Annotated in this window: 18 protein-coding genes; 9 read left to right on the top strand and 9 right to left on the bottom strand. The window is 37.7% G+C overall.

The features are described 5' to 3' along the window. Positions 1-174 precede the first annotated feature (174 nt). The 7 genes from tgt (at position 175) to ASG38_RS14470 (ending at position 8,359) form a co-directional block, all read left to right on the top strand. Positions 175-1,305 carry a tRNA guanosine(34) transglycosylase Tgt gene (gene tgt, locus ASG38_RS14500; RefSeq protein WP_056072607.1) on the top strand — a complete coding sequence of 377 codons (1,131 nt, stop codon included), beginning with the start codon at positions 175-177 and terminating at the stop codon, positions 1,303-1,305. A gap of 34 nt (positions 1,306-1,339) precedes the next feature. Then, a complete protein-coding gene (locus ASG38_RS14495) occupies positions 1,340-2,416 on the top strand; it encodes an LptF/LptG family permease (RefSeq protein WP_056072605.1) in 1,077 nt (358 codons plus the stop codon). Continuing rightward, on the top strand, positions 2,403-3,317 hold the full coding sequence (locus tag ASG38_RS14490; protein WP_056072602.1) for a DMT family transporter: 915 nt from the start codon (positions 2,403-2,405) through the stop codon (positions 3,315-3,317). Before ASG38_RS14495 ends, ASG38_RS14490 begins: the two co-directional genes overlap by 14 nt. Before the next feature lie 120 nt (positions 3,318-3,437). Beyond that, entirely contained in the window at positions 3,438-4,391 is a 954-nt protein-coding gene (locus ASG38_RS14485; protein WP_056072599.1) for an acetyl-CoA carboxylase carboxyltransferase subunit alpha, read from the top strand. A gap of 141 nt (positions 4,392-4,532) precedes the next feature. Further along, the gene (gene dnaB, locus ASG38_RS14480) at positions 4,533-6,077 is read left to right on the top strand and encodes a replicative DNA helicase (RefSeq protein WP_056073019.1); all 1,545 of its coding nucleotides are present in this window, start codon (positions 4,533-4,535) and stop codon (positions 6,075-6,077) included. An 85-nt stretch (positions 6,078-6,162) separates the two neighbouring features. After that, positions 6,163-7,425, top strand: a complete 1,263-nt coding sequence (locus tag ASG38_RS14475; protein ID WP_056072596.1) for a hypothetical protein — start codon at positions 6,163-6,165, stop codon at positions 7,423-7,425. A 22-nt stretch (positions 7,426-7,447) separates the two neighbouring features. Then, positions 7,448-8,359, top strand: coding sequence for a glutaminase (locus ASG38_RS14470; protein ID WP_056072593.1), 912 nt, complete (start codon positions 7,448-7,450; stop codon positions 8,357-8,359). Between the two features lie 51 nt (positions 8,360-8,410). On the opposite strand, the gene ASG38_RS14465 is transcribed toward ASG38_RS14470, so the two are convergent. The 3 genes from ASG38_RS14465 to cphA all read right to left on the bottom strand — a co-directional run bounded on the left by ASG38_RS14465 (position 8,411) and on the right by cphA (position 14,764). Continuing rightward, the gene (locus tag ASG38_RS14465) at positions 8,411-10,156 is read right to left on the bottom strand and encodes a T9SS type A sorting domain-containing protein (protein WP_056072590.1); all 1,746 of its coding nucleotides are present in this window, start codon (positions 10,154-10,156) and stop codon (positions 8,411-8,413) included. A 139-nt stretch (positions 10,157-10,295) separates the two neighbouring features. Then, positions 10,296-12,026, bottom strand: a complete 1,731-nt coding sequence (locus tag ASG38_RS14460; protein WP_082482235.1) for a T9SS type A sorting domain-containing protein — start codon at positions 12,024-12,026, stop codon at positions 10,296-10,298. Positions 12,027-12,139: 113 nt separating this feature from the next. Beyond that, complete coding sequence (gene cphA / locus ASG38_RS14455) at positions 12,140-14,764, bottom strand: cyanophycin synthetase (protein ID WP_056072583.1); 2,625 nt, start codon at positions 14,762-14,764, stop codon at positions 12,140-12,142. A gap of 296 nt (positions 14,765-15,060) precedes the next feature. Between cphA and ASG38_RS14450 the strand changes: the two genes are divergently transcribed. Both ASG38_RS14450 and ASG38_RS14445 read left to right on the top strand, forming a co-directional pair. Then, on the top strand, positions 15,061-15,930 hold the full coding sequence (locus ASG38_RS14450) for a cyanophycinase (RefSeq protein WP_056072581.1): 870 nt from the start codon (positions 15,061-15,063) through the stop codon (positions 15,928-15,930). Positions 15,931-15,932: 2 nt separating this feature from the next. Next, positions 15,933-16,775 carry an isoaspartyl peptidase/L-asparaginase gene (locus ASG38_RS14445; protein ID WP_056072577.1) on the top strand — a complete coding sequence of 281 codons (843 nt, stop codon included), beginning with the start codon at positions 15,933-15,935 and terminating at the stop codon, positions 16,773-16,775. Between the two features lie 41 nt (positions 16,776-16,816). On the opposite strand, the gene ASG38_RS14440 is transcribed toward ASG38_RS14445, so the two are convergent. From ASG38_RS14440 to thrS, 6 genes are all read right to left on the bottom strand, one after another. Continuing rightward, positions 16,817-17,251 carry a carboxymuconolactone decarboxylase family protein gene (locus ASG38_RS14440; protein ID WP_056072574.1) on the bottom strand — a complete coding sequence of 145 codons (435 nt, stop codon included), beginning with the start codon at positions 17,249-17,251 and terminating at the stop codon, positions 16,817-16,819. Positions 17,252-17,328: 77 nt separating this feature from the next. Further along, positions 17,329-17,898 (bottom strand): Crp/Fnr family transcriptional regulator, encoded by a 570-nt coding sequence (locus tag ASG38_RS14435; RefSeq protein WP_056072571.1) that lies wholly within the window; start codon positions 17,896-17,898, stop codon positions 17,329-17,331. A gap of 86 nt (positions 17,899-17,984) precedes the next feature. Then, complete coding sequence (gene rplT / locus ASG38_RS14430; protein WP_056072568.1) at positions 17,985-18,329, bottom strand: 50S ribosomal protein L20; 345 nt, start codon at positions 18,327-18,329, stop codon at positions 17,985-17,987. 160 nt (positions 18,330-18,489) lie between these two features. Further along, positions 18,490-18,687, bottom strand: coding sequence for a 50S ribosomal protein L35 (gene rpmI / locus ASG38_RS17500; protein ID WP_014164268.1), 198 nt, complete (start codon positions 18,685-18,687; stop codon positions 18,490-18,492). Positions 18,688-18,850: 163 nt separating this feature from the next. Further along, complete coding sequence (gene infC / locus ASG38_RS14425) at positions 18,851-19,399, bottom strand: translation initiation factor IF-3 (protein ID WP_082482234.1); 549 nt, start codon at positions 19,397-19,399, stop codon at positions 18,851-18,853. Between the two features lie 23 nt (positions 19,400-19,422). Next, the gene (gene thrS, locus ASG38_RS14420) at positions 19,423-21,369 is read right to left on the bottom strand and encodes a threonine--tRNA ligase (RefSeq protein ID WP_056072562.1); all 1,947 of its coding nucleotides are present in this window, start codon (positions 21,367-21,369) and stop codon (positions 19,423-19,425) included. Positions 21,370-21,679 lie beyond the last annotated feature (310 nt).

The following is a 21,679-nucleotide window of genomic DNA, read 5'->3' as shown; positions in this document are numbered from 1 at the left end:
AAAGCAAATGAGTTTTCACTAGCTTAAAAAACTGATAGTAACATTTTTATAGGCTTCAAAAACATACATACGGCACGGTTATCAGATAGGATGTTAAATTAAATCATAAATCTAAAATGATAAATCTTAAATAAATTATCTTTGCCTCCCAAAGTTTGGGATAAAGAGAAAAGAATGAAATTTGAACTATTACAAAATGATCCGAATTCAAAGGCAAGGGCCGGAAAAATAACAACGGATCACGGTGTTATTGAAACGCCTATTTTTATGCCTGTAGGAACTGTGGCTTCCGTAAAAGGCGTGCACCAGAGAGAATTGAAGAATGATATCAACCCCGATATTATTTTAGGAAATACCTATCACCTGTACTTAAGACCGCAGACCGATATTCTTGAAAAAGCAGGCGGACTGCACAAATTCATGAATTGGGACAGAAATATACTGACAGATTCAGGCGGTTATCAGGTATATTCTCTTTCTTCCAACAGAAAAATTAAAGAAGAAGGTGTGAAGTTCAAATCGCATATTGATGGTTCCTATCATGTCTTTACACCTGAGAATGTAATGGAAATTCAACGAACAATAGGGGCGGACATTATTATGGCATTTGATGAATGTACTCCATATCCTTGTGATTACCGCTATGCCCAGCGTTCGATGCACATGACGCACAGATGGCTTGACAGATGTATCAGCCATTTGGACAAAGTGCCTTATAAATATGGGTACGAACAGACTTTTTTTCCAATTGTTCAGGGAAGTACCTATAAAGATTTGAGACAACAGTCAGCTGAATATATAGCAAATGCCGGAGCAGAAGGAAATGCTATTGGAGGACTTTCAGTTGGTGAGCCTGCTGAAGAAATGTACGCAATGACCGAAGTTGTCACAGAAATCCTGCCAAAAGACAAGCCCAGATACCTTATGGGAGTAGGTACTCCTATCAATATTCTGGAAAACATTGCACTTGGAATAGATATGTTTGATTGTGTGATGCCAACCAGAAATGCCCGAAACGGAATGCTTTTCACGGCCCATGGTACAATCAATATTAAAAATAAAAAGTGGGAGTCTGATTTTTCACCCCTTGATGAAATGGGACACACTTTTGTCGATACAGAATATACAAAAGCCTATTTACGCCATCTTTTTGCCGCAAATGAATATCTTGGAAAGCAAATCGCTACAATTCACAACTTAGGATTCTATATGTGGTTGGTTCGTGAAGCAAGAAAACATATCTTAGCGGGAGATTTCCGTGTATGGAAAGAAATGATGGTGAAACAAATGGACCAAAGATTATAAGAAATCCAAAATAAGATTAGAATCTGGTAGAAAAATGAAGATAATCGACAAGTATATCCTGAAAAGGTATCTGGCCACATTTTTTGTGATGCTGTTTCTGTTTATCCCAATTGGGATTGTAATTGACGTGTCGGAAAAGGTCAATAAAATTATCCAGAATAAGGTGCCTTTCGGAAAAGTGGCACTATATTATGTCGATTTTACGGTTTATTTTGCCAATCTTCTTTTTCCTATTTTCCTGTTTCTTTCCGTGATTTGGTTTACTTCCAAACTGGCCAACAATACGGAAATTATTGCGATTTTAAGCTCCGGAATATCCTTTCAGCGATTCTTACGTCCTTACTTGATTGGAGCCACGATTGTATCGGTTTTTGCCTTATTGATGGGATTTTTTATTGTCCCGAAGGCAAGTCAGGGTTTTAATGATTTCAGATATACCTATCTCAAGGGTAATAACAAAACCAGGGAAACCACAAACGTTTACCGTGAAATCAGTCCGGGAGAGTTTATCTACGTGAGTAACTTCAATATCAACTCAAAAACGGCATTTGATTTTTCGCTTAAAAAGTTTAACGACAATAAACTCAACTTTGCAATTAATGCATCTCGTATCCGTTTTAATCCGGAAGATAGTACATACACGATGTATAACTATACAAAAAGAAAAGTTGGCGAATTGGATGATAGGTTGGAAACAGCTGTGAAAAAAGATACTGTTTTCAAATTCGACCTTGAAGATTTGACACCGGTAATTTACATCGCAGAAACACTGACTTTAGGAGAGTTGAATGACTTTATCGATAAAGAAAGAGAACGGGGTTCGTCAAATATCAACACCTATCTTGTCGTATTGTATAAAAAATACAGCCTTCCCGTTTCGGCTTTCATCCTGACTATTATTGCGGTTGCCGTATCTTCTATGAAAAGAAGAGGAGGAATGGGGATGAATCTGGCTATTGGTATTGGTCTTGCTTTTACATTTATCTTTTTTGACAAGATTTTCGGAACTCTGGCTGAAAAATCAAGCATACCTCCATTTATAGCCGTTTGGCTTCCAAATTTTGTCTTTGGAATTTTAGCGATTTACCTGCTTCGAAATGCAAAAAGATAACAATCTCAAAAGCTACCTGAATCTCCACCTGATTGTTTTTATCTGGGGATTTACAGCAATACTTGGCGAACTCATTACCATAAAAGAAGCGCCCGTAGTATGGTATAGAATGCTTCTGGCGGGAATTTTTATGCTTATCTACGTTTTGGTAACCAAAAAACCATGGCGCATTCCCGGAAAATCATTTTTCCATCTTATTAGTGTAGGCCTGATTATAGCCCTGCATTGGATATTTTTCTTCAAGGCAATTAACGTTTCCAATGTTTCGATTACGCTGGCTGTTTTTTCAACCGGAGCTTTTTTTGCATCTATCATGGAACCGATATTTTTTAATAGAAAAATGCTGTGGTATGAAGTGTTCTTCGGACTAATTATAATTGGCGGACTGTTAATGATTATGCAGGTAGAAACGCATTATGTTTTGGGAATGGTTTATGCGCTGATTTCCGTTTTTTTGGGTGTTACTTTTACCCTTTTTAATGGCAAATTGATACAAAAATATGACCCATCCGTAATTACGCTTTATGAATTTTTTGCCGGTGTCTTTTTTGTGTCGCTCTATTTGTTATATGATGGGCAATTTACGGCTGAATTCTTTTCCGTATCTCAACATGACTGGATTTTACTGCTGGTACTTTCTTCCGTTTGCACGGCCTATGCCTTTACGGCATCGGTAAATGTCATGAAAAAGCTTACACCCTATACCGTAATGCTTACTACTAATATGGAACCTGTTTATGGCATTATGCTGGCTTACATTATTTTAGGTGATAAGGAAAAGATGAGTCCTGCCTTTTATATTGGTGCGGTCATCATTCTGGCAACAGTTATTTTGAATGGAATTTTAAAAAATTATACAGCTAAAAAATCGCTTTTGGCCGATAAACAAAGCAATTCATAAGGACTGCTGATTTGATTTTTTAAGACAAAAAGAGGCTAAATCTTTTCAGAAATTAGCTTTTGTTCTTAAATGAAAATCCTATCTTTGCAGTTCGAACTAAACAAAAAATGCACAAGTCCTATGGAATATTTAGATTTTGAGCTCCCAATAAAAGAACTTGAAGACCAACTAGACAAATGCCAGGTAATTGGCCAAGAATCAGACGTTGACGTATCGAATACTTGCAAGCAGATTGAAAAGAAACTTGAAGAAACTAAAAAAAATATATACAAAAACCTAACTGCCTGGCAACGCGTTCAGTTGTCAAGACATCCTAACCGTCCTTATACTATGGATCACGTGCATGCATTATGCGGTGATACTTTTCTGGAACTTTTTGGAGACAGAAGTTTCAAGGATGACAAAGCGATGATTGGAGGTTTGGGTAAAATTGGAGGGCAGTCATTTATGATTGTCGGACAGCAAAAAGGATACAATACAAAAACACGCCAGTACCGTAATTTTGGTATGGCAAATCCGGAAGGCTACCGTAAAGCATTGCGTTTAATGAAAATGGCAGAGAAATTCGGTATTCCGGTAATTACTTTAGTAGACACTCCCGGAGCATACCCTGGATTAGAAGCGGAAGAAAGAGGACAGGGAGAAGCAATTGCAAGAAACATTCTTGAAATGATTCGTCTTAAAGTTCCAATTATCACCGTTATTGTTGGTGAAGGAGCGTCTGGAGGTGCTTTAGGAATTGGTGTTGGAGATAAAGTTTATATGTTGGAAAATACCTGGTATTCTGTAATTTCTCCGGAATCCTGCTCTTCTATTTTATGGAGAAGCTGGGAATTTAAAGAGCAGGCAGCTGAAGCTTTAAAACTGACTTCATTTGACATGAAAAAACAAAAACTGATTGACGATATTATTCCGGAACCGCTGGGTGGAGCCCACTATGACAGGGAGACAACGTTTAAATCTGTTGAAAAATACATATTGAAAGGATATAACGAATTAAAAGACTTATCAACAGCTGAATTAGTGGCCCAAAGAATGGACAAATACAGCAAAATGGGCGAATTTAAAGAGTAAACCTTACTAAAATCGAAACTAAATCCGATGCCCCGTGGTTTCGGATTTTTTTTTGGTTATCAACACAATTTTAATAGTTATAAACAAAAGTGGCTAACAAATCAAAAGGCTATTTCTTTTAATTTTGGCTACATTCGCATTATGGAAAATCTCAGAAATATAAACCCGGTTAGAGTAGATAAAACTACCATAATCAATCTTGAAAAAGGTAAGCTCCCGCCACAGGCTGTCGAATTGGAAGAAGCCGTTTTGGGGGCTATGATGATTGATAAAAAAGGGGTGGATGAGGTTATTGATATTCTCCAGCCCGATGCTTTCTATAAAGAAGCCCACAAGTATATTTTTGAAGCAATTGTACAGCTTTTCAACGATTCACAGCCCATTGACTTATTAACAGTTTCGGCTCAGCTTAAAAAGAATGCAAAACTGGATCTTTCAGGAGGTGATTTCTATCTGATTCAACTAACGCAGAAAATATCATCTTCAGCACATATCGAGTTCCATTCCAGAATTATTCTTCAAAAATTTATCCAGCGAAGCCTGATAAAAATTTCTTCCGAAATTATTGAAGAATCCTATGATGAGACTACAGACGTATTTGATTTGCTGGATAAAGCAGAATCAAAACTATATGAAGTTACTCAGGGAAATATAAAGAGAAGTTCTGAAACAGCCCAGAGTTTGGTAATCCAGGCAAAGAAAAGAATTGAAGAGATTGCCAATAAGGAAGGTCTGAGCGGTGTTGCTACCGGTTTTGAAAAGTTAGACAAAGTAACTTCAGGATGGCAGCCGAGTGACTTGATTATTATTGCGGCACGTCCGGGTATGGGTAAGACGGCTTTCGTTTTGTCGATGGCAAGGAATATTGCCATAGATTTTAACCATGCCGTAGCAGTTTTTTCTCTGGAGATGTCATCCGTACAGTTGATTACCCGTCTTATTTCCTCAGAAACAGGACTGTCCTCTGAAAAATTACGTACCGGAAAATTAGAAAAACACGAATGGGAACAGCTTAGTATCAAAGTAAAAAACCTTGAAAAGGCACCCCTATATATTGATGATACACCATCGCTTTCTATCTTTGATTTGCGTGCCAAGGCGCGACGTCTGGCTTCACAATATGGAATTAAACTGATAATTATTGATTACCTCCAGTTGATGACAGCCGGCGGAGGAGGAAAAGGAGGAGGAAACCGTGAACAGGAAATCTCTACAATTTCACGAAACCTGAAAGCCTTAGCTAAAGAATTGAACGTTCCGGTAATTGCACTTTCGCAGCTTTCCCGTGCCGTTGAAACCCGTGGTTCGAGTAAAAGGCCTTTGCTTTCGGATCTTAGGGAATCGGGAGCTATCGAGCAGGATGCCGATATCGTTTCGTTTATCTATCGTCCGGAATATTATAAAATTGACGAATGGGACGACGATGAGCATTCTCCAACAGAAGGACAGGCAGAATTTATCATTGCAAAACATAGAAATGGTAGCTTGGAAAACGTGAGGCTTAAATTTATTGGAAGTTTGGGTAAATTTGACAATCTTGATGAATTTGGAGGTGGTTTCGATGACCTCCCATCAAAAATGAATATGCAGGATGCGCCATTCCTGACCAAAAATCTGCCATCTGCCAATGAAGCATTTGGTAGTAACATGAACAATGTTGACGACGACAGCGATGTGCCATTCTAAAATAGAGTTAAATCCGCCCAATGAGGCGGATTTTTTTATAATTTGCTTCCCTAAACCGTTATCTTTGGAGTAAAATCTTTTCGGAATGCTTAAAAAAACAGCCTTTTTATTTCTTTTTTTCCTGCTCTCAGTTCCTTCCTGGGCCTCATTCATTTTGCTTCCTATGGACGAAACTACGCAAAAAAATCACCTGAAAGCTTATGGGATAACATATTGGTCATTAGATAAGCAATATAAGGTAAGTTGGCTTTTGAATTACAGGGGAGGTTCATTTTTACTTCCGGATGCTCCCGAAATCAGAAAAGAATGCCAGATTCGCGGGGTCAGTTTTGAACTGCTTTCAGATAGTCAGGCCAATCAGATTTTGGATGAAATCAGTAGTCCGTCACAAAATATGGAAACGGTAGTTTTGGAAAAGGCACCTAAAATTGCAGTATATACTCCAAAAGGGAAACAGCCCTGGGACGATGCCGTGACATTGGTACTCACCTATGCGGAAATTCCTTTTACGCCGGTTTATGATGAAGAAGTTTTGGCAGATGGTCTGCTTCTATATGACTGGCTTCACCTGCATCATGAAGATTTTACGGGACAGTATGGCAAATTTTATGGGGCATACAGAAATGCACCCTGGTATATTGAACAAAAGAAAGAAGCGGAAGCATTGGCTAAAAAGTTAGGCTATAGTAAAGTTTCTGATGAAAAATTGGCTGTTGCAAAAAAAATCCGCGATTTTGTAATAGGAGGCGGATTTATGTTTGCGATGTGTTCTGCCACAGACAGTTTTGATATTGCTCTGGCTGCCGACGGGGTTGATATTTGCGAACCTATGTTTGACGGTGATGAAAGTGAGGCAAATTATCAGGCGAAGATAAAATATGAAAACAGCTTTGCCTTTAAGGACTATATCCTGGAAAGAAATCCTATTATTTATGAATTTTCAGATATTGACATGACAATGAAAAGAAACGTACTGCCTGAAAAGGATTATTTTACGCTCATGGAATATTCTGCCAAATGGGACCCGATTCCTAGCATGCTCTGCCAGAACCATACGCAATTGGTTAAGGGTTTTATGGGACAAACCACATCTTTTGATAGCAATCGAATCAAATCGAGTGTTCTGGTTATGGGTGAAAATAAGGTAAACAACGAAGCAAGATATATTCATGGCACAAAAGGGAAAGGAATGTTTACTTATTTTGGCGGACATGACCCGGAAGACTACCAGCATAGAGTGGGTGACGCTCCAACGGTTTTAGACCTGCATCCTAATTCTCCAGGATATAGGCTGATACTTAATAATGTCCTGTTCCCGGCAGCAAGAAAGAAAAAACTGAAAACATAATCTTTCCAATCTTTTTAACGGAATGAATTATCAAAAAATACTGCAAGAGGTTTACCTTGAAGCCAAATCGCTTCCGCAAATAGGCAATGTTGCTCAAACAATTCCGCAATTATCAAAGGTAAATCCTGATAAATTCGGAATTCATCTCACAACAATTAAGGGGCAAGACTTCGGAATAGGCGACAGCAATGAAAAATTTTCGATACAGAGTGTTTCCAAAGCGTTAACCGTAGCCCTGGCTTTTTCTTTTATGGGTGAAGAAATTTGGAAAAGAGTAGGAGTTGAGCCTTCTGGCACGGCTTTTAATTCTCTGGTACAATTGGAATTTGAAAAAGGAATTCCCCGAAATCCATTTATAAATGCAGGAGCTTTAGTTATAGCAGACATGCTGGTTTCGCATTTAAAACATCCCAAAGAAGATTTTTTGGCTTTTATAAGGACCATTTCGGGTACACAGGAAATAGACTTCAATTTAAAAGTGGCACAATCCGAAAAAGAGACAGGTTACAGAAATGCGGCTTTGGCTAACTTTTTGAAATCGTTTGGCAATATTGTAAACGATGTTGAAACAGTTTTGGATTTTTATTTCCACCAATGCTCCATAGAAATGACCTGTAAGGAACTGGCACATTCATTTTATTTTTTTGCCAACGAAGGAAAAACGATGGATGGAAAGCAGATTTTATCAAAAAGTAATGTCAAACGACTAAATGCCCTGATGCAAACTTGTGGTTTTTATGATGAATCAGGTGAATTTACCTATAAAGTTGGGCTTCCCGGGAAAAGTGGTATTGGCGGAGGAATAGCAGCCCTGTTTCCTAAGCATTTTACAATAGTAGCTTGGAATCCGCGTCTTAATGAAAAAGGAAATTCAGAACTGGGCATGAATGCTTTGGAATTGTTTACCACTAAAACCGGAATGTCTATCTTCTGATAAAAAAAGTCCCAAGTTCAACTTGGGACTTTTTTGACTATTTAGAATACCTTAGTTTTTTACAAACTGTATGCTTTTTTGAGCAGTAACACCTTCTATTTTCAAGACGTAGCTTCCTGAAGCCAGGTCTTTAATATCGATGGTCATTATGTCTTCATTTGTAGCTTCTTGAGATTTTATTTTCTTTCCGCCCATGTCATAAATAGTGAAAAACATATTTTCGGATGAAGAAGCCATGCCGGAAATATAAATTTGCTCCTGCGATGGGTTTGGATAGAGCATAAAGTTTTTTACAAAATGTTCTTCTGTACTTAAACGTTTGTCTCTCTTTCCAAAATAAGTAAGTTGGAGATTAGCAGGATTGGCAATTGTAATATCTCCCAGAAGCAGAGTACTTTCAGGTGTTCTTCCTTGATAGTAATACACATTTTCATTATCTGAAACATCCAGAATTTTAATTTCTCTGGAATTATTGGCTTCCGTAATTTTATAAAAATCACTTGGATTTCCATTCGTATCGTATTTTACAGAAAACAGATTGCTAATACCCGTATTGTTATTGTTTTCAAAAACAAAATTATTTCCAAAATTGATAATTTTTATAAATATACCTGTAACATGAATGTTATTATTGCTATCAACAAATAGCCTTTCGAAAGAATTCATTCCGTTACCTATGCCAGGCTGTGTATCTGTCGCTATTTTTGCAGCTTTCGCCCAAAGTACATTTCCGGCAGGGGCATATTTTGTAAGAAAGGAGCCCTGGCCGCTACCAATGTTTAGCGTAGTTCCTCCAAAACCAATTTGGCTGTTATATACCTGACCGCATAGGAAAATATTATTGTTGCTGTCAGTTACTACATCAGTAACGGTAGTGTGTGATGTAGAATTGGTTGGAGCGGACGATGCCCAGAGAACGGTTCCGTTACTATCATATTTCGTAATAAATAAATTAGCATTATTGTTGGTCACGGATTTGTTAATCGTTATGGAACCGAATGTTGTAGACCTACAGAAAACCATTCCGGCTATATATACATTTCCAAGATTGTCTACAGTAATGGCTTTTGGTTGTGTACCTACTCTGTGTGGCTCATTAATAGAAGAACTTCCGTTATAGGTTGACGATTTTAACCAGATTGCATTTCCGGAAGTGTCAAATTTGGCAACAAAGACCTTGTCCATAAAGCTTATAACTGCTGTGTAACCTGCACTTGGTGTTGTGATGTTGTCGATCGTATAGGTATTACCCGTATGTGTTCCGGTAAGGTATAGGTTATTGTCTTTGAATTTTAAAATAGGGGCACCATGATAATCCATTACTTTGCTCCAGACTACATTTCCATTCAAGTCAAGTTTGGCCAAAAAGGATTTCATTTCATCATTTTGGGATTGTAATATGTTTGTACCCAGTGTAATGTTGCCATTAAAATATCCGGTAACATAAAAATGATTATTGTTATCATAAGCAATCGAGGTAAAACCATCGATTTTTGAGCCAGGAAAATGCTTTACAAAAAGCAGGTTACCATCAGAATCATGTTTGGTAATATAAGTATCCTGGTATTTTGCATTGGTAATTGGCGATACTTCGCTGGAATTAGTAATAACAGTTCCTCCAATAGTTAATGTTTCAGAATTGAAGACACCAATGTGGTAGATGTTCTTTTGACTATCCATGAAGGAGTCAGTAATGGCAACATTGATATTTGGAAAACTTTTGGCCCAGCTCCAATCAGAGGTTTGAGCATTTAGAAAAGTGTAGAAAAATAAAAGAAAAAGAGTAGTTTTCTTCATTATTATTTAATTTTTAGGGAGTTCTTAGGGAATAAATATAAGAATTAATTAAATGATTTAAAAAATCTCCAACTGTTTGAAATAGAATAATTACTTCAAACAGTTGGAGATTTGGGCTCCTGTCATTATTTTATTTCGTTTATCTTTTTACAAATTTGATGTTTTTTTGGATGGTACCGTTTTCAATCTTTAAGACATAAGTACCGGCGGCTAGGTCTTTGACATCAATTGTGGTTATATTATTGGTAGATTCCAAAGATTTTATTCTTTTTCCTGTCATATCAAATACAGAGAATATCTTATTTTCTGCACCATCCAATCCGGAAACATACATTTGTTCTTGCGATGGGTTAGGATAGATAGTAAAATCGTTTCCGGAATGTTCTTCAATGCTTAGCCTTTTATCTCTTTTTCCAATATAGGTTTGTGGATTAAGCGCTCCATTAGTAATAGTAACATCTCCCAAAACAAAAGTTGTGTCTCCTACATATCCGGTATAATAAAAAATATCTCCGGTGACATCAAGGATTTGAGAATATCTGGAATTAGCAGCTTCTGTAATTTTATAAAAATCGCTGGCATTACCGTTACTATCATATTTTATAGAAAAAAGATTACCTGCCCAATTGGTCGTTTGCATGACCATATTATTTCCAAAATTTATATAATTTGCGAAAATTCCTGTTACATGTATATTATTGTCATTATCAATATACATACGATCGAAAAAATTATATCCTAATCCGGTATTGGGCTGTGCATCTGAAGCTAATTTTCCTGCTTTGGCCCAAATAACACTACCGCCCGTGGCATATTTTACAAGAAAAGAACCATAATTACCTGGAAAATTTAAAGATATCCCGCCAAAGTTGGTTGATGAACTATAAATAGATCCGAGAAGATAGATGTTATTATTGCTATCAGTAGCCAGATCGGAAACAACACTATTGGCCGCGGAATTTGTTGGAGCTGTATTAGCCCACGCAACATTACCCTCACTGTCATATTTGACAATAAACAAATTGGAATTAGCGTTGGTTACAGTTTTTGTGATTGTGATCGAACCAAAAGTTGACGAACGGGAAAAAATATCTCCTGCAACATATACATTGCCCAAATTGTCCACTGCTAATGCCTTTACTTTTGTTCCCAATCTATGATAGTCACTGATAGTTGCTGTTCCGGTATAAGTAGATGACTTTAACCAAATGGCATTTCCTGACAAATCAAGTTTGGCAACAAAAATCTTATCCATATTGTTGACTACCGCAGTATATCCTACACTTGGTGTCGTTAGATTATCAATTGTAAATGTATCGCCGGAATGAATTCCTGCCATATATAAATTATTGCCCTTGAATTTTAGTGTCGTATTTCCACTATAATTAAGAGGCTTGCTCCAGATGACATTCCCGTTTAAGTCTAATTTTGCCAGAAAGCATTTATTCATAGTTTCTGGAGTTTGATAGGTAACATTACCAATAGTTATGTTACCACTATAAGTTCCTGTAACATAGAAACTATTGTTATTATCATAAGCGATAGAAGTTAGGATTTCAATTTTTGATCCAATAAAATGCTTTACAAATACAAGATTTCCTTCAGAATCATGTTTAGTAATATAGGTGTCGTTATATTTCAAGTTAGGATTTGGAGATACTTCGCTAGAATTTGTAATTACAGTTCCTCCTATTGTTAATGATGGAGAATTGAATGATCCAATGTGGTAAATGTTTTTCTGATTATCCATAAAAGAACCGGTAATACTACCGGCGTGGAAATTTTCAAAACTCTTGACCCAACTCCAATCTGAGTTTTGAGCAAAGAGAGAAAAACTAAAGAAAAAAAATAGTAGAGTAGTTTTATTCATAATTATTTTAGTTATTAGTTAATAGATTTGTTGTAAATATACTAATTAATTAAAATAATTATAAAAAATAAAGCTGTTTAATGAGATTGCACTAAACAGCTTTTTTGGAATTTTTAAATTAACCCATCTTCATTTTCCTTATCCAGATACTGTTGGACAATTTCGATGGCATTGGTTACGACATCGCTTAATGCGGTGATAAAAGTTCCTTCATCGGCACTATTGATGGCATGTTTAATAGCTTCGGTTTCTTTAGGTATGATTTCGTAGGTGATATCTCTTCCGGATTCTTCGATTCCTTCCAAAATCAAATTGATGATTTCTTCTTCTGTTCTTCCTCTAAGATGTTTTTCCTGTCGGATAATAATATGGTCAAACATTCTGCCTGCAATCATTCCACATTCCTTGATGTCTTCATCACGTCTGTCGCCCACACCTGCAATAATTCCTATTTTTCGGGAAGCCTCGATGTTGTTCAGTAAATCTTCAATAGCCATATATCCTGAAGGATTATGGGCGAAATCAATCATGACTTTGAATTTTTTGAATTCAAAAATGTTCATACGTCCCGGAGTTTGGGCAACGCTTGGAATAAAGGTTTGAAGTGAAAGGCTGATATCCTCTGTCTTAAAGCCCCATAAATAAGATGCGAGGGTAGCTGCAAGTACATTGGCAATCATGAATTTTGCCTTTCCGCCTAACGTAAGTGGAATATGCGCGGCTTTTTCAACACGTATTTTCCAATCGCCTTTTTTTATAGTAATATATCCGTTTTCATAAACAGCTACAATTCTTCCTTCTTTTCCTAACTTTTTAATCAGCGGATTCTCTTCATCCATACTGAAATAAGCCACATTGCATTCCAGTTCAGAAGCAATTTTTACACACTCTTCATCATCGGCATTTAAGATAGCCCAGCCGTCTTTTTTTACGCTTCGGACAACAACTTTCTTTACACGTGCCAAATCCGAAAGCGTATCAATATCACTCAATCCTAAATGGTCAGCAGAAATATTGGTAATGATGCCAATGTCACAACGGCTAAAACCAAGGCCGGAACGGAGTATTCCGCCACGGGCAGTTTCTAATACGGCAAACTCTACAGTAGGGTCTTTAAGAATGTATTCGGTACTGATAGGCCCGGTTGTGTCACCTTTTTCCAGCATATGGTTTTGGATGTAGATACCGTCGGAAGTAGTGAATCCAACTTTATATCCGTTATTCTTAACGATATGGGCAAGGAGTCGGGTTGTTGTAGTCTTCCCGTTCGTACCGGTAACGGCAATAATAGGAATACGGCTAGGCTTTCCTGGCGGATAGAGCATGTCAATTACAGGCGAAGCAACATTTCTTGGCAATCCTTCAGAAGGAGCAAGGTGCATCCTGAAACCGGGAGCTGCATTAACCTCTAAAATAACACCGCCGTTTTCGTTCAAAGGTTGCGTCAGATTTTCGGCCATAATATCAATACCGCAAATATCCAACCCAATAACCCTCGAAATTCGTTCAGAAAGGAAGATGTTTTCGGGATGCATCATATCGGTAACATCAACAGAAGTTCCTCCGGTGCTCAGGTTGGCAGTAGATTTCAGATAGACAATTTCTCCTTTGCGGGGAACAGTTTCTAAAGTATAATTCATCTTTTCCAAAAGATCGGTCGTATCGCGATCTACCGTAATTTCTGTAAGTACGTTTTCGTGTCCGTAACCTCTGCGTGGATCCTGGTTTTCAATCTCAATCAACTGTTCAATAGTATTGGTGCCGTTTCCTTTAACGTGGGCAGGAACTCTTTGTGCGGCTGCAACTACTTTATTGTCAATCACCAATACCCTGAAATCAAATCCGGTGATAAATTTTTCTACAATAACCCTGCGACTGTATTTTTGGGCATAGGCCAGTCCGGCTTTTGCATCTTCATAATTCGTCACATTAATAGAAGCCCCTTTTCCATGATTGCCATCCAAAGGTTTTATAACAATAGGATAACCTATTTTATCAATCGTATTTTGCAAGTCTTCTTCGTCTACACAAATAGAACCTTTGGCCACAGGAATAGAGGCATTGTCCAGCATCCTTTTGGTTTCCTCCTTATTACAGGCAATATCTACTGCAATACTACTTGTTTTGCAGGTAATTGTTGCCTGAAAACGCATCTGGTTAATGCCATAACCCAACTGCACCAAAGAATTAGTTCCCAGACGAATCCACGGAATATCTCTGGCAACGGCCTCTTCGACAATACTTCCTGTACTTGGTCCTAAACGGTCGCGTTCTCTGATTTCACGCATTTTTTGAATATCGGCTTCCAGGTCATAATCTGTGCCGGCTATCAGTGATTCGGCAATTGCTACGGCAGATTCAGCGGCAAAAAGCCCTACGTTTTCTTCGGTATAACTGAAAACCACATTATAGACACCGGGAGTTTTGGTTTCACGGGTTCTTCCAAATCCGGTTTCCATTCCGGCCAATGTCTGGATTTCCAAAGCAATATGTTCAATAACATGTCCCATCCATGTCCCTCTTTCAATTCGCATGAAAAAACCTCCGGGTACACCTTCTGAACATCGGTGTTCATACATGGTGGGAAACATGGCTTCGATTCTCTCTTTAAATCCGTCGATCTTATTCGTTGGATATTGTTCCATTTCTTCAAGATCCAAACGCATCTGGATTAATTTTTTTCTGCGGACGCTCCAAATATTTGGCCCGCGTAAGGCTTGTATTTTAAGTATTTTCATAAACGGATGGGTTAAGTAAGTTAATTAAAAGTGTAATTGTTTAGCATGTAAGGAATTATAGATTATTGTGTGCCGTTTGCTACAGGATTGTAGCTATTGTATACGGATTTCGTTAAAAAAATTAAAATAAATTTCTACTAAAATAATTTTTTTAAAATATCAATCAAAATTTTTTTAAATTTTTACTATAAAACTATTGTTTGGACTAAATTGTCAAAAGTTTAAATAAATATTACGCGTTTAATTGCGTTTTTTAAGTTTTTGGTTATTTTTACGGAATTCACATACCATTTGAAATGAATATAAAAGGAAAATTAATGATCATTGGAGGTGCTGTAGATAAAGGAAGTTTTACAGAAGCCAGTTTTGATGCCAATGTAGCCAATAACCTGAATTTCTTTGAAACAGGAATTTTAAAAAGGCTTTTGACCGAATCAAAACATAAAGAAAAATCAAGAATAGAAGTTATCACTACGGCTTCAAAAATACCCAGAGAAGTAGGTCCTGAATATGTAAAAGCATTGCAATATCTGAATGCAACCAATGTTGACGTTCTTCATATTGAAAAGAGAGAACAGGCAACAGATCCTGAAATACTGAAAAGACTCAGGGATGCAGATGTTGTCATGTTTACGGGAGGCGATCAGTTAAGATTGACCTCTATTTTAGGTGGAACAGAATTCCACGATATACTTCTTGATAAATACAAAAATGAAGATTTTGTGTATGCCGGAACATCAGCAGGAGCTGCGGCAGCTTCTAACAATATGATTTATCAGGGAAGCAGTTCTGAAGCATTATTAAAAGGAGAAGTAAAAATTACGAGCGGACTTGGACTTATTGACGATGTTATTATTGACACGCATTTTGTTCAAAGGGGAAGAATTGGAAGACTGTTTCAGGCAGTTGTAGGAAATCCTAAAGTGCTGGGAGTAGGATTGGGAGAAGATACGGGACTGCTGATTATAGATGACAAAATGGAAGCTATAGGTTCAGGATTGGTTATTCTGGTTGACGGACATCAAATAAAAGATACCAATCTTACGCAGGTTGAACTCGGACAGCCAATCTCAATCAACAACCTGATTGTACACGTGATGAGCAAATATGATACCTATGACCTCAAAACGAATAAAATGCACATCCAATCCTCTCAATACGTTTAGGAATGAAAATTATAATCCACGGAGGATTCTTTTCGGAGTCATCCACCAGCCAGGAAACCAAAGTAGCCAAGCAAAATGCACTGTTGCGTATCGTAAAAGATTCGTATGAATTTCTAAAGACGCATTCTGCTTTAGAAACAGTGGTGTATGCGGTTTCTCTTTTGGAAGATGATGAACTGTTCAATGCCGGAATAGGTTCCCAGATACAAAGTGATGGGAAAATCAGAATGAGCGCCTCCTTAATGGATGGTTCAACACACAAGATGAGCGGAGTCATTAATATTGAGGAAGTAAAAAACCCAATCCAGGTTGCCCGGATTTTGCAGGATTATGACGATAAGGTTTTGGGTGGGAGTGGCGCAACAAACTTTGCCCGAAAGCACGGTTTTGAAGTGTTTTCTACAGAAATTCCTCAAAGAAGGACAGAGTATGAGGCAAAAGTAAAAGCTACCGGAACCGGAACTGTTGGCTGTGTTGCTTTAGACGGTGAAGGAAAAATAGCTGTTGCGACATCAACCGGAGGCAAAGGCTTTGAAATGCCGGGAAGGATATCGGATTCGGCTACCGTTGCAGGAAATTATGCCAATGAATTTTGTGGTGTAAGCCTGACCGGTGTTGGGGAAGATATTGTAAGCGGAGCAGTCGCAGCTAAGATCGTAACCCGTGTAACCGATGGATTTTCTTTAAAACAGGCCTTTGAAAAAACATTTAAGGAACTGAAACCTTTTGACGGTTTTGCCGGTGCAATTGCCATTGATAAAGATGGAACAATCTGCCATCAGGATTCACATCCGAGTATGGTGTTTGCCAGTTACGATGGAACTACAGAAGAGGTTTTTCAATAGAAACTATAAAAAAGCCCGGCAATTGCCGGGCTTTTTTTCATTTAGTCTAATGCCATTTCTGTAGAAATTGCGATGCGGTTCCACGCATTGATTGTCGTAATCATCATAATAATAGCAGCAATATATTCTTCGTCAAATAATCTTCGGGCATTGTCGTAGGTAGCTTTTGACAAGTGATTCTGGATTAGGGTAATCTCTTCGGTCATGGCTAAAATTGCCTGCTCTTCTTCTGTATAGAGTTGGGTTTCTCTCCAGGCATTCAATAGATAGATTCTTTGCTCGGTTTCACCCATTTTACGGGCGTCTCTCGTATGCATATTAATACAGTAGGCACAACCGTTAATTTGCGAAGCGCGGATTTTGATGAGTTCTTTGTGGATTGGGTTTAATGAAGTAGAAGCAAGGAATTTCTCTAATCCCATCATTGCTTTATAGGCCTCAGGAGCCGTCTTTAAAATATTTACTCTGGTTTCCATTTTGATGTGTTTTAAAGTTCACGACAAAGTTCCGTAAGATGGATTGGAAAAAACTTGAAGTACTTCAAGAAAACAGATTAGACTTTGCCCGCCCTGATTTTACTCAGAAATTCAGGAGAAAAATCAAGATAGGAGGCAAGCATATATTGTGGAACGCGCTGTATAAATTCAGGAAATCTTGAATTCATGTGATGGTAGCGTTCTTCGGCAGACATCGTAAAGAGATATTTGATTCGGGTTTGCGAAGCGCCAAATGATTTTTGAATGATTAACCGGAAGTATCTTTCGAGTTTAGGCAATTCCAGTAATAAGGCTTCAAACGATTTGCGATCTATAGAAAGTGTCTCAATGGGTTCTATGGCCTGTATGTAAAAATGAGAAGGGATTTGTTCCTGGAAACTCAAATAATCAGCAATCCACCAATTCTCAATTCCAAATTGCAAGGTCTGCTCAACACCTTTACGGTTGTTGATATAAAAGCGCACGCATCCTTTTGTGATGAAATATTGTTTGTTGCAGATTTGCCCTTCTTCCAACATAATCTGCTTCTTCCTGAAACTTTCGGTTTCAAAATACGATAGTACGGTTTCTGCTTCCCAATTGTCTAAAGCAATAAACTTTCGTATATGTTGGAGTAAAGGATTCATAAGGCAAATATAGCAATAACAAAAAAACCACCTCTTTCGAGATGGTTTCTTTATAAGTAAGTAAGACAAATAGATTTATAAAACGTTTATTTTACTTTGTTAAGTATAGCTTTGAAAGCTTCAGGGTGGTTCATAGCCAAATCTGCAAGAACTTTTCTGTTCAATTCGATTCCGTTAGCTTTTACTTTACCCATGAATTGAGAATAAGACATTCCTTCCAATCTGGCTCCAGCGTTGATACGTTGAATCCACAAAGCGCGGAAATTTCTCTTATTCTGTTTTCTGTCGCGGTAAGCATAAGCCATTGCTTTCTCAACCGCGTTTTTCGCAACTGTCCAAACGTTTTTACGTCTGCCAAAGAAACCTTTGGCTTGCTTCATTATCTTTTTTCTTCTTGCTCTTTTAGCAACTGAATTTACTGATCTTGGCATAATTTTAATGTTTTTTTGTAGCAGGCGTCCTGAATTTAATCAAAGGATCTTATAAGCCGTACTCCAAGGTTATTTAATTGTTTTAACCTAAAGAATATTTATAGTCAAATATTGTAAAATCTAAGGTCAATGACTTTAAGACTTTCTAACCTTCGACGTATTAGATAATTCTTAATTGTTCTTTAACGCTTTTCACGTCAGATTGGTGAACCAATGCAGAGTGAGTTAACGCTAGTTTACGCTTTTTAGATTTCTTAGTCAAAATGTGACTTTTGAAAGCGTGCTTTCTTTTGATTTTTCCAGAACCAGTAACTTTGAAACGTTTTTTGGCGCTAGATTTAGTTTTCATTTTAGGCATCTTTTCCTAGTGTATTTGAATTGTCTTACTTACTTATTCTTTAGTCTAAAGTTGCAAAGTATTAAGGTTTGAAAGTCTTAAAGTTGATAAGCTAATATTGAATATCCGACTTTACTACTTTTTCCTTTACGACTTATTTCTTTGTGACTTTTAATTTTTTGACTTATTTCTTTTTCTTAGGAGCAATGAACATAATCATTCTCTTTCCTTCTAAAATTGGCAAAGCTTCTACTTTTCCGAATTCCTCTAAATCCTGAGCCAAACGCAATAAAAGAATTTGTCCCTGGTCTTTATAGATAATCGAACGACCCTTGAAGAAAACAAAAGCTTTTAGCTTAGAACCCTCTTTAAGGAACTTCTCAGCATTTTTTCTTTTGAATTCGTAATCGTGCTCATCTGTTTGCGGACCGAAACGAATTTCCTTTACTGTAATTTGAGTAGATTTTGCTTTCAATTCCTTTTCGCGCTTTTTTTGCATGTAAAGGAATTTCTTATAATCCATGATTTTACAAACCGGAGGTTCTGCATTCGGAGAAATCTCAACCAGGTCAAGTTCCTGCTCTTCTGCCATCCTTAGTGCCTCAGAAGTCTTATAAACTTTCGGCTCTACGTTGTCTCCTACAAGGCGTACTTCCGGGACACGAATCAGGTTGTTGATTCTGTGTGCATCTTTCTTTTCTACTCGAGGTTGTTGACCTCTGTTGTTTCTTATTGCTATGGCTCTAAAATTTTAAGTTAAACTCCAAATGTTTTTAATGTCTTTTTTATTTCTTCATCGACAATAGCGGCAAATTCTTCAATTGTAACGCTGATATTTCCTTTACCTTCCTGTCCGTGACGACGTACAGAAACGGTTCCGTTTTTCTCTTCTTCTTCGCCTACAATCAGCATAAATGGGTATTTCTGTACTTCAGCCTCCCTGATTTTTTTGCCTATTGTTTCGTTTCTATTATCAATTAGGGCGCGAATTTCGTGATTTTCTAGCAAATCTAAAACTTTTTTCGCATAATTTTCATATTTCTCGCTCAAAGACAATATAATAGCCTGTTCCGGCATTAGCCAAATCGGGAAATTTCCAGCTGTATGTTCCAGCAAAATAGCAATGAATCGCTCCATCGATCCGAATGGTGCTCTGTGAATCATTACAGGACGGTGCAATTCGTTGTCAGAACCTTTGTAAGTCAGGTCAAAACGCTCCGGAAGATTATAGTCTACCTGGATGGTTCCTAACTGCCACTGTCTTCCCAAGGCATCTTTTACCATGAAATCCAGTTTAGGGCCATAGAAAGCCGCTTCGCCATATTCAACAACAGTATTCAACCCTTTGTCTCTTGCTGCATTGATAATCGCGTTTTCTGCCTTTTCCCAGTTTTCTTCCGTACCTATATATTTTGATCTGTTTTCTTTGTCTCTTAAAGATATCTGGGCGGTAAAGTTTTCGAATCCTAAAGAACCAAATACATAAAGTACCAGGTCGATTACTTTTTTGAACTCTTCATCCAATTGCTCCGGAGTACAGAAAATATGCGCATCATCTTGAGTAAACCCGCGAACACGAGTCAAGCCGTGAAGCTCACCTGACTGCTCATATCTATATACTGTACCAAATTCTGCATAACGCTTAGGTAAATCTTTGTATGACCAGGGTCTTGCATTGAAGATTTCGCAGTGGTGAGGACAATTCATCGGTTTCAATAAAAATTCCTCTCCTTCAGCAGGGGTGTGGATGGGCTGGAAACTATCAGCGCCATACTTTTCATAGTGGCCTGAAGTTACATACAATTCTTTTTGTCCGATATGTGGTGTTACTACTTGTTCGTAACCCGCTTTCTTTTGTGCCTTTTTCAGGAACTGTTCCAAACGGTCTCTCAAAGCAGCGCCTTTTGGTAGCCACAATGGAAGACCTTGTCCTACTTTTTGTGAAAAAGCAAACAATTCCAATTCCTTTCCTAGTTTTCTATGGTCACGTCTTTTGGCCTCTTCTAACAATTCAAGATAATCAGTCAGGTCTTTCTGTTTAGGGAATGAAATTCCATAAACGCGGGTCAATTGCTTATTTTTCTCGTCTCCTCTCCAATAAGCGCCGGCAATGCTCATGATTTTCATGGCCTTGATGATTCCTGTATTTGGAATATGTCCACCTCGGCATAAATCGCTGAAAGTTGCATGGTCGCAGAATGTAATTGTTCCGTCTTCAAGATTCTGGATTAATTCAGTCTTGTATTCGTTGTCCTTATATATAGCCAATGCTTCTGCTTTTGAAACAGAACGCATTTTGAATTCATGCTTTTCGCGGGAAATTTCAAGAACACGATCCTCGATTCTTTTAAAATCAGCATCGGTAATCTTTTGGTCCCCAAAATCTACATCATAATAAAACCCGTTATCAATAGCCGGTCCTAAAGTTAGTTTGATTCCAGGGAATAACTCCTCTAAGGCTTGAGCCATAACGTGGGATGTAGAATGCCAGAAAGCTTTTTTGCCTTCTATGTCATTCCATGTATATAATATGAGTGACCCGTCCGTCGTTAGTGATGTCGTCGTTTCAACAGTAGTTCCGTTAAAAGAAGCAGAAATAACATTTCTGGCTAATCCTTCACTAATGCTTTTCGCAACATCCATCGGAGTTACACCTTGTGCAAACTCCTTAACTGACCCATCGGGTAACGTAATCTTTATCATCGTATAAAATTTATGTCCGCAAATATAGAAGTTTCTCAAAATACATACAATATATATACGTATATATAATAGGTGCGATATGTTTTTTGTGATTAAGGGGCGAAAGTAATGGTTGAATAAGGTTTTGTTAAGGATTGGTGGCTAGGGTCAAAAAAAAGTTTCAACTCAAAGTAGTGTTTCGCAAGGAGTTAGCTTTTGGGTTAAGAAAATATCAAAAAAAAGTTACCAAAAAACTTGCAAAACGAATAAAAGGTGCTACTTTTGCACCCGCAATAAAGGCGAAGTTCATAGGTAAATACTGGCAGGAAGC

Source organism: Flavobacterium sp. Leaf359 (assembly GCF_001423985.1).
GTDB lineage: Bacteria > Bacteroidota > Bacteroidia > Flavobacteriales > Flavobacteriaceae > Flavobacterium > Flavobacterium lindanitolerans.
This window is presented reverse-complemented; position numbering and strand designations above follow the sequence as displayed.

Coding starts and splice junctions, on each gene's coding strand:
- tgt (WP_056072607.1), top strand. CDS start 175: ATGAAATTTGAACTATTACAAAATGATCCGAATTCAAAGGCAAGGGCC.
- ASG38_RS14495 (WP_056072605.1), top strand. CDS start 1,340: ATGAAGATAATCGACAAGTATATCCTGAAAAGGTATCTGGCCACATTT.
- ASG38_RS14490 (WP_056072602.1), top strand. CDS start 2,403: ATGCAAAAAGATAACAATCTCAAAAGCTACCTGAATCTCCACCTGATT.
- ASG38_RS14485 (WP_056072599.1), top strand. CDS start 3,438: ATGGAATATTTAGATTTTGAGCTCCCAATAAAAGAACTTGAAGACCAA.
- dnaB (WP_056073019.1), top strand. CDS start 4,533: ATGGAAAATCTCAGAAATATAAACCCGGTTAGAGTAGATAAAACTACC.
- ASG38_RS14475 (WP_056072596.1), top strand. CDS start 6,163: ATGCTTAAAAAAACAGCCTTTTTATTTCTTTTTTTCCTGCTCTCAGTT.
- ASG38_RS14470 (WP_056072593.1), top strand. CDS start 7,448: ATGAATTATCAAAAAATACTGCAAGAGGTTTACCTTGAAGCCAAATCG.
- ASG38_RS14465 (WP_056072590.1), bottom strand. CDS start 10,156: ATGAAGAAAACTACTCTTTTTCTTTTATTTTTCTACACTTTTCTAAAT.
- ASG38_RS14460 (WP_082482235.1), bottom strand. CDS start 12,026: ATGAATAAAACTACTCTACTATTTTTTTTCTTTAGTTTTTCTCTCTTT.
- cphA (WP_056072583.1), bottom strand. CDS start 14,764: ATGAAAATACTTAAAATACAAGCCTTACGCGGGCCAAATATTTGGAGC.
- ASG38_RS14450 (WP_056072581.1), top strand. CDS start 15,061: ATGAATATAAAAGGAAAATTAATGATCATTGGAGGTGCTGTAGATAAA.
- ASG38_RS14445 (WP_056072577.1), top strand. CDS start 15,933: ATGAAAATTATAATCCACGGAGGATTCTTTTCGGAGTCATCCACCAGC.
- ASG38_RS14440 (WP_056072574.1), bottom strand. CDS start 17,251: ATGGAAACCAGAGTAAATATTTTAAAGACGGCTCCTGAGGCCTATAAA.
- ASG38_RS14435 (WP_056072571.1), bottom strand. CDS start 17,898: ATGAATCCTTTACTCCAACATATACGAAAGTTTATTGCTTTAGACAAT.
- rplT (WP_056072568.1), bottom strand. CDS start 18,329: ATGCCAAGATCAGTAAATTCAGTTGCTAAAAGAGCAAGAAGAAAAAAG.
- rpmI (WP_014164268.1), bottom strand. CDS start 18,687: ATGCCTAAAATGAAAACTAAATCTAGCGCCAAAAAACGTTTCAAAGTT.
- thrS (WP_056072562.1), bottom strand. CDS start 21,369: ATGATAAAGATTACGTTACCCGATGGGTCAGTTAAGGAGTTTGCACAA.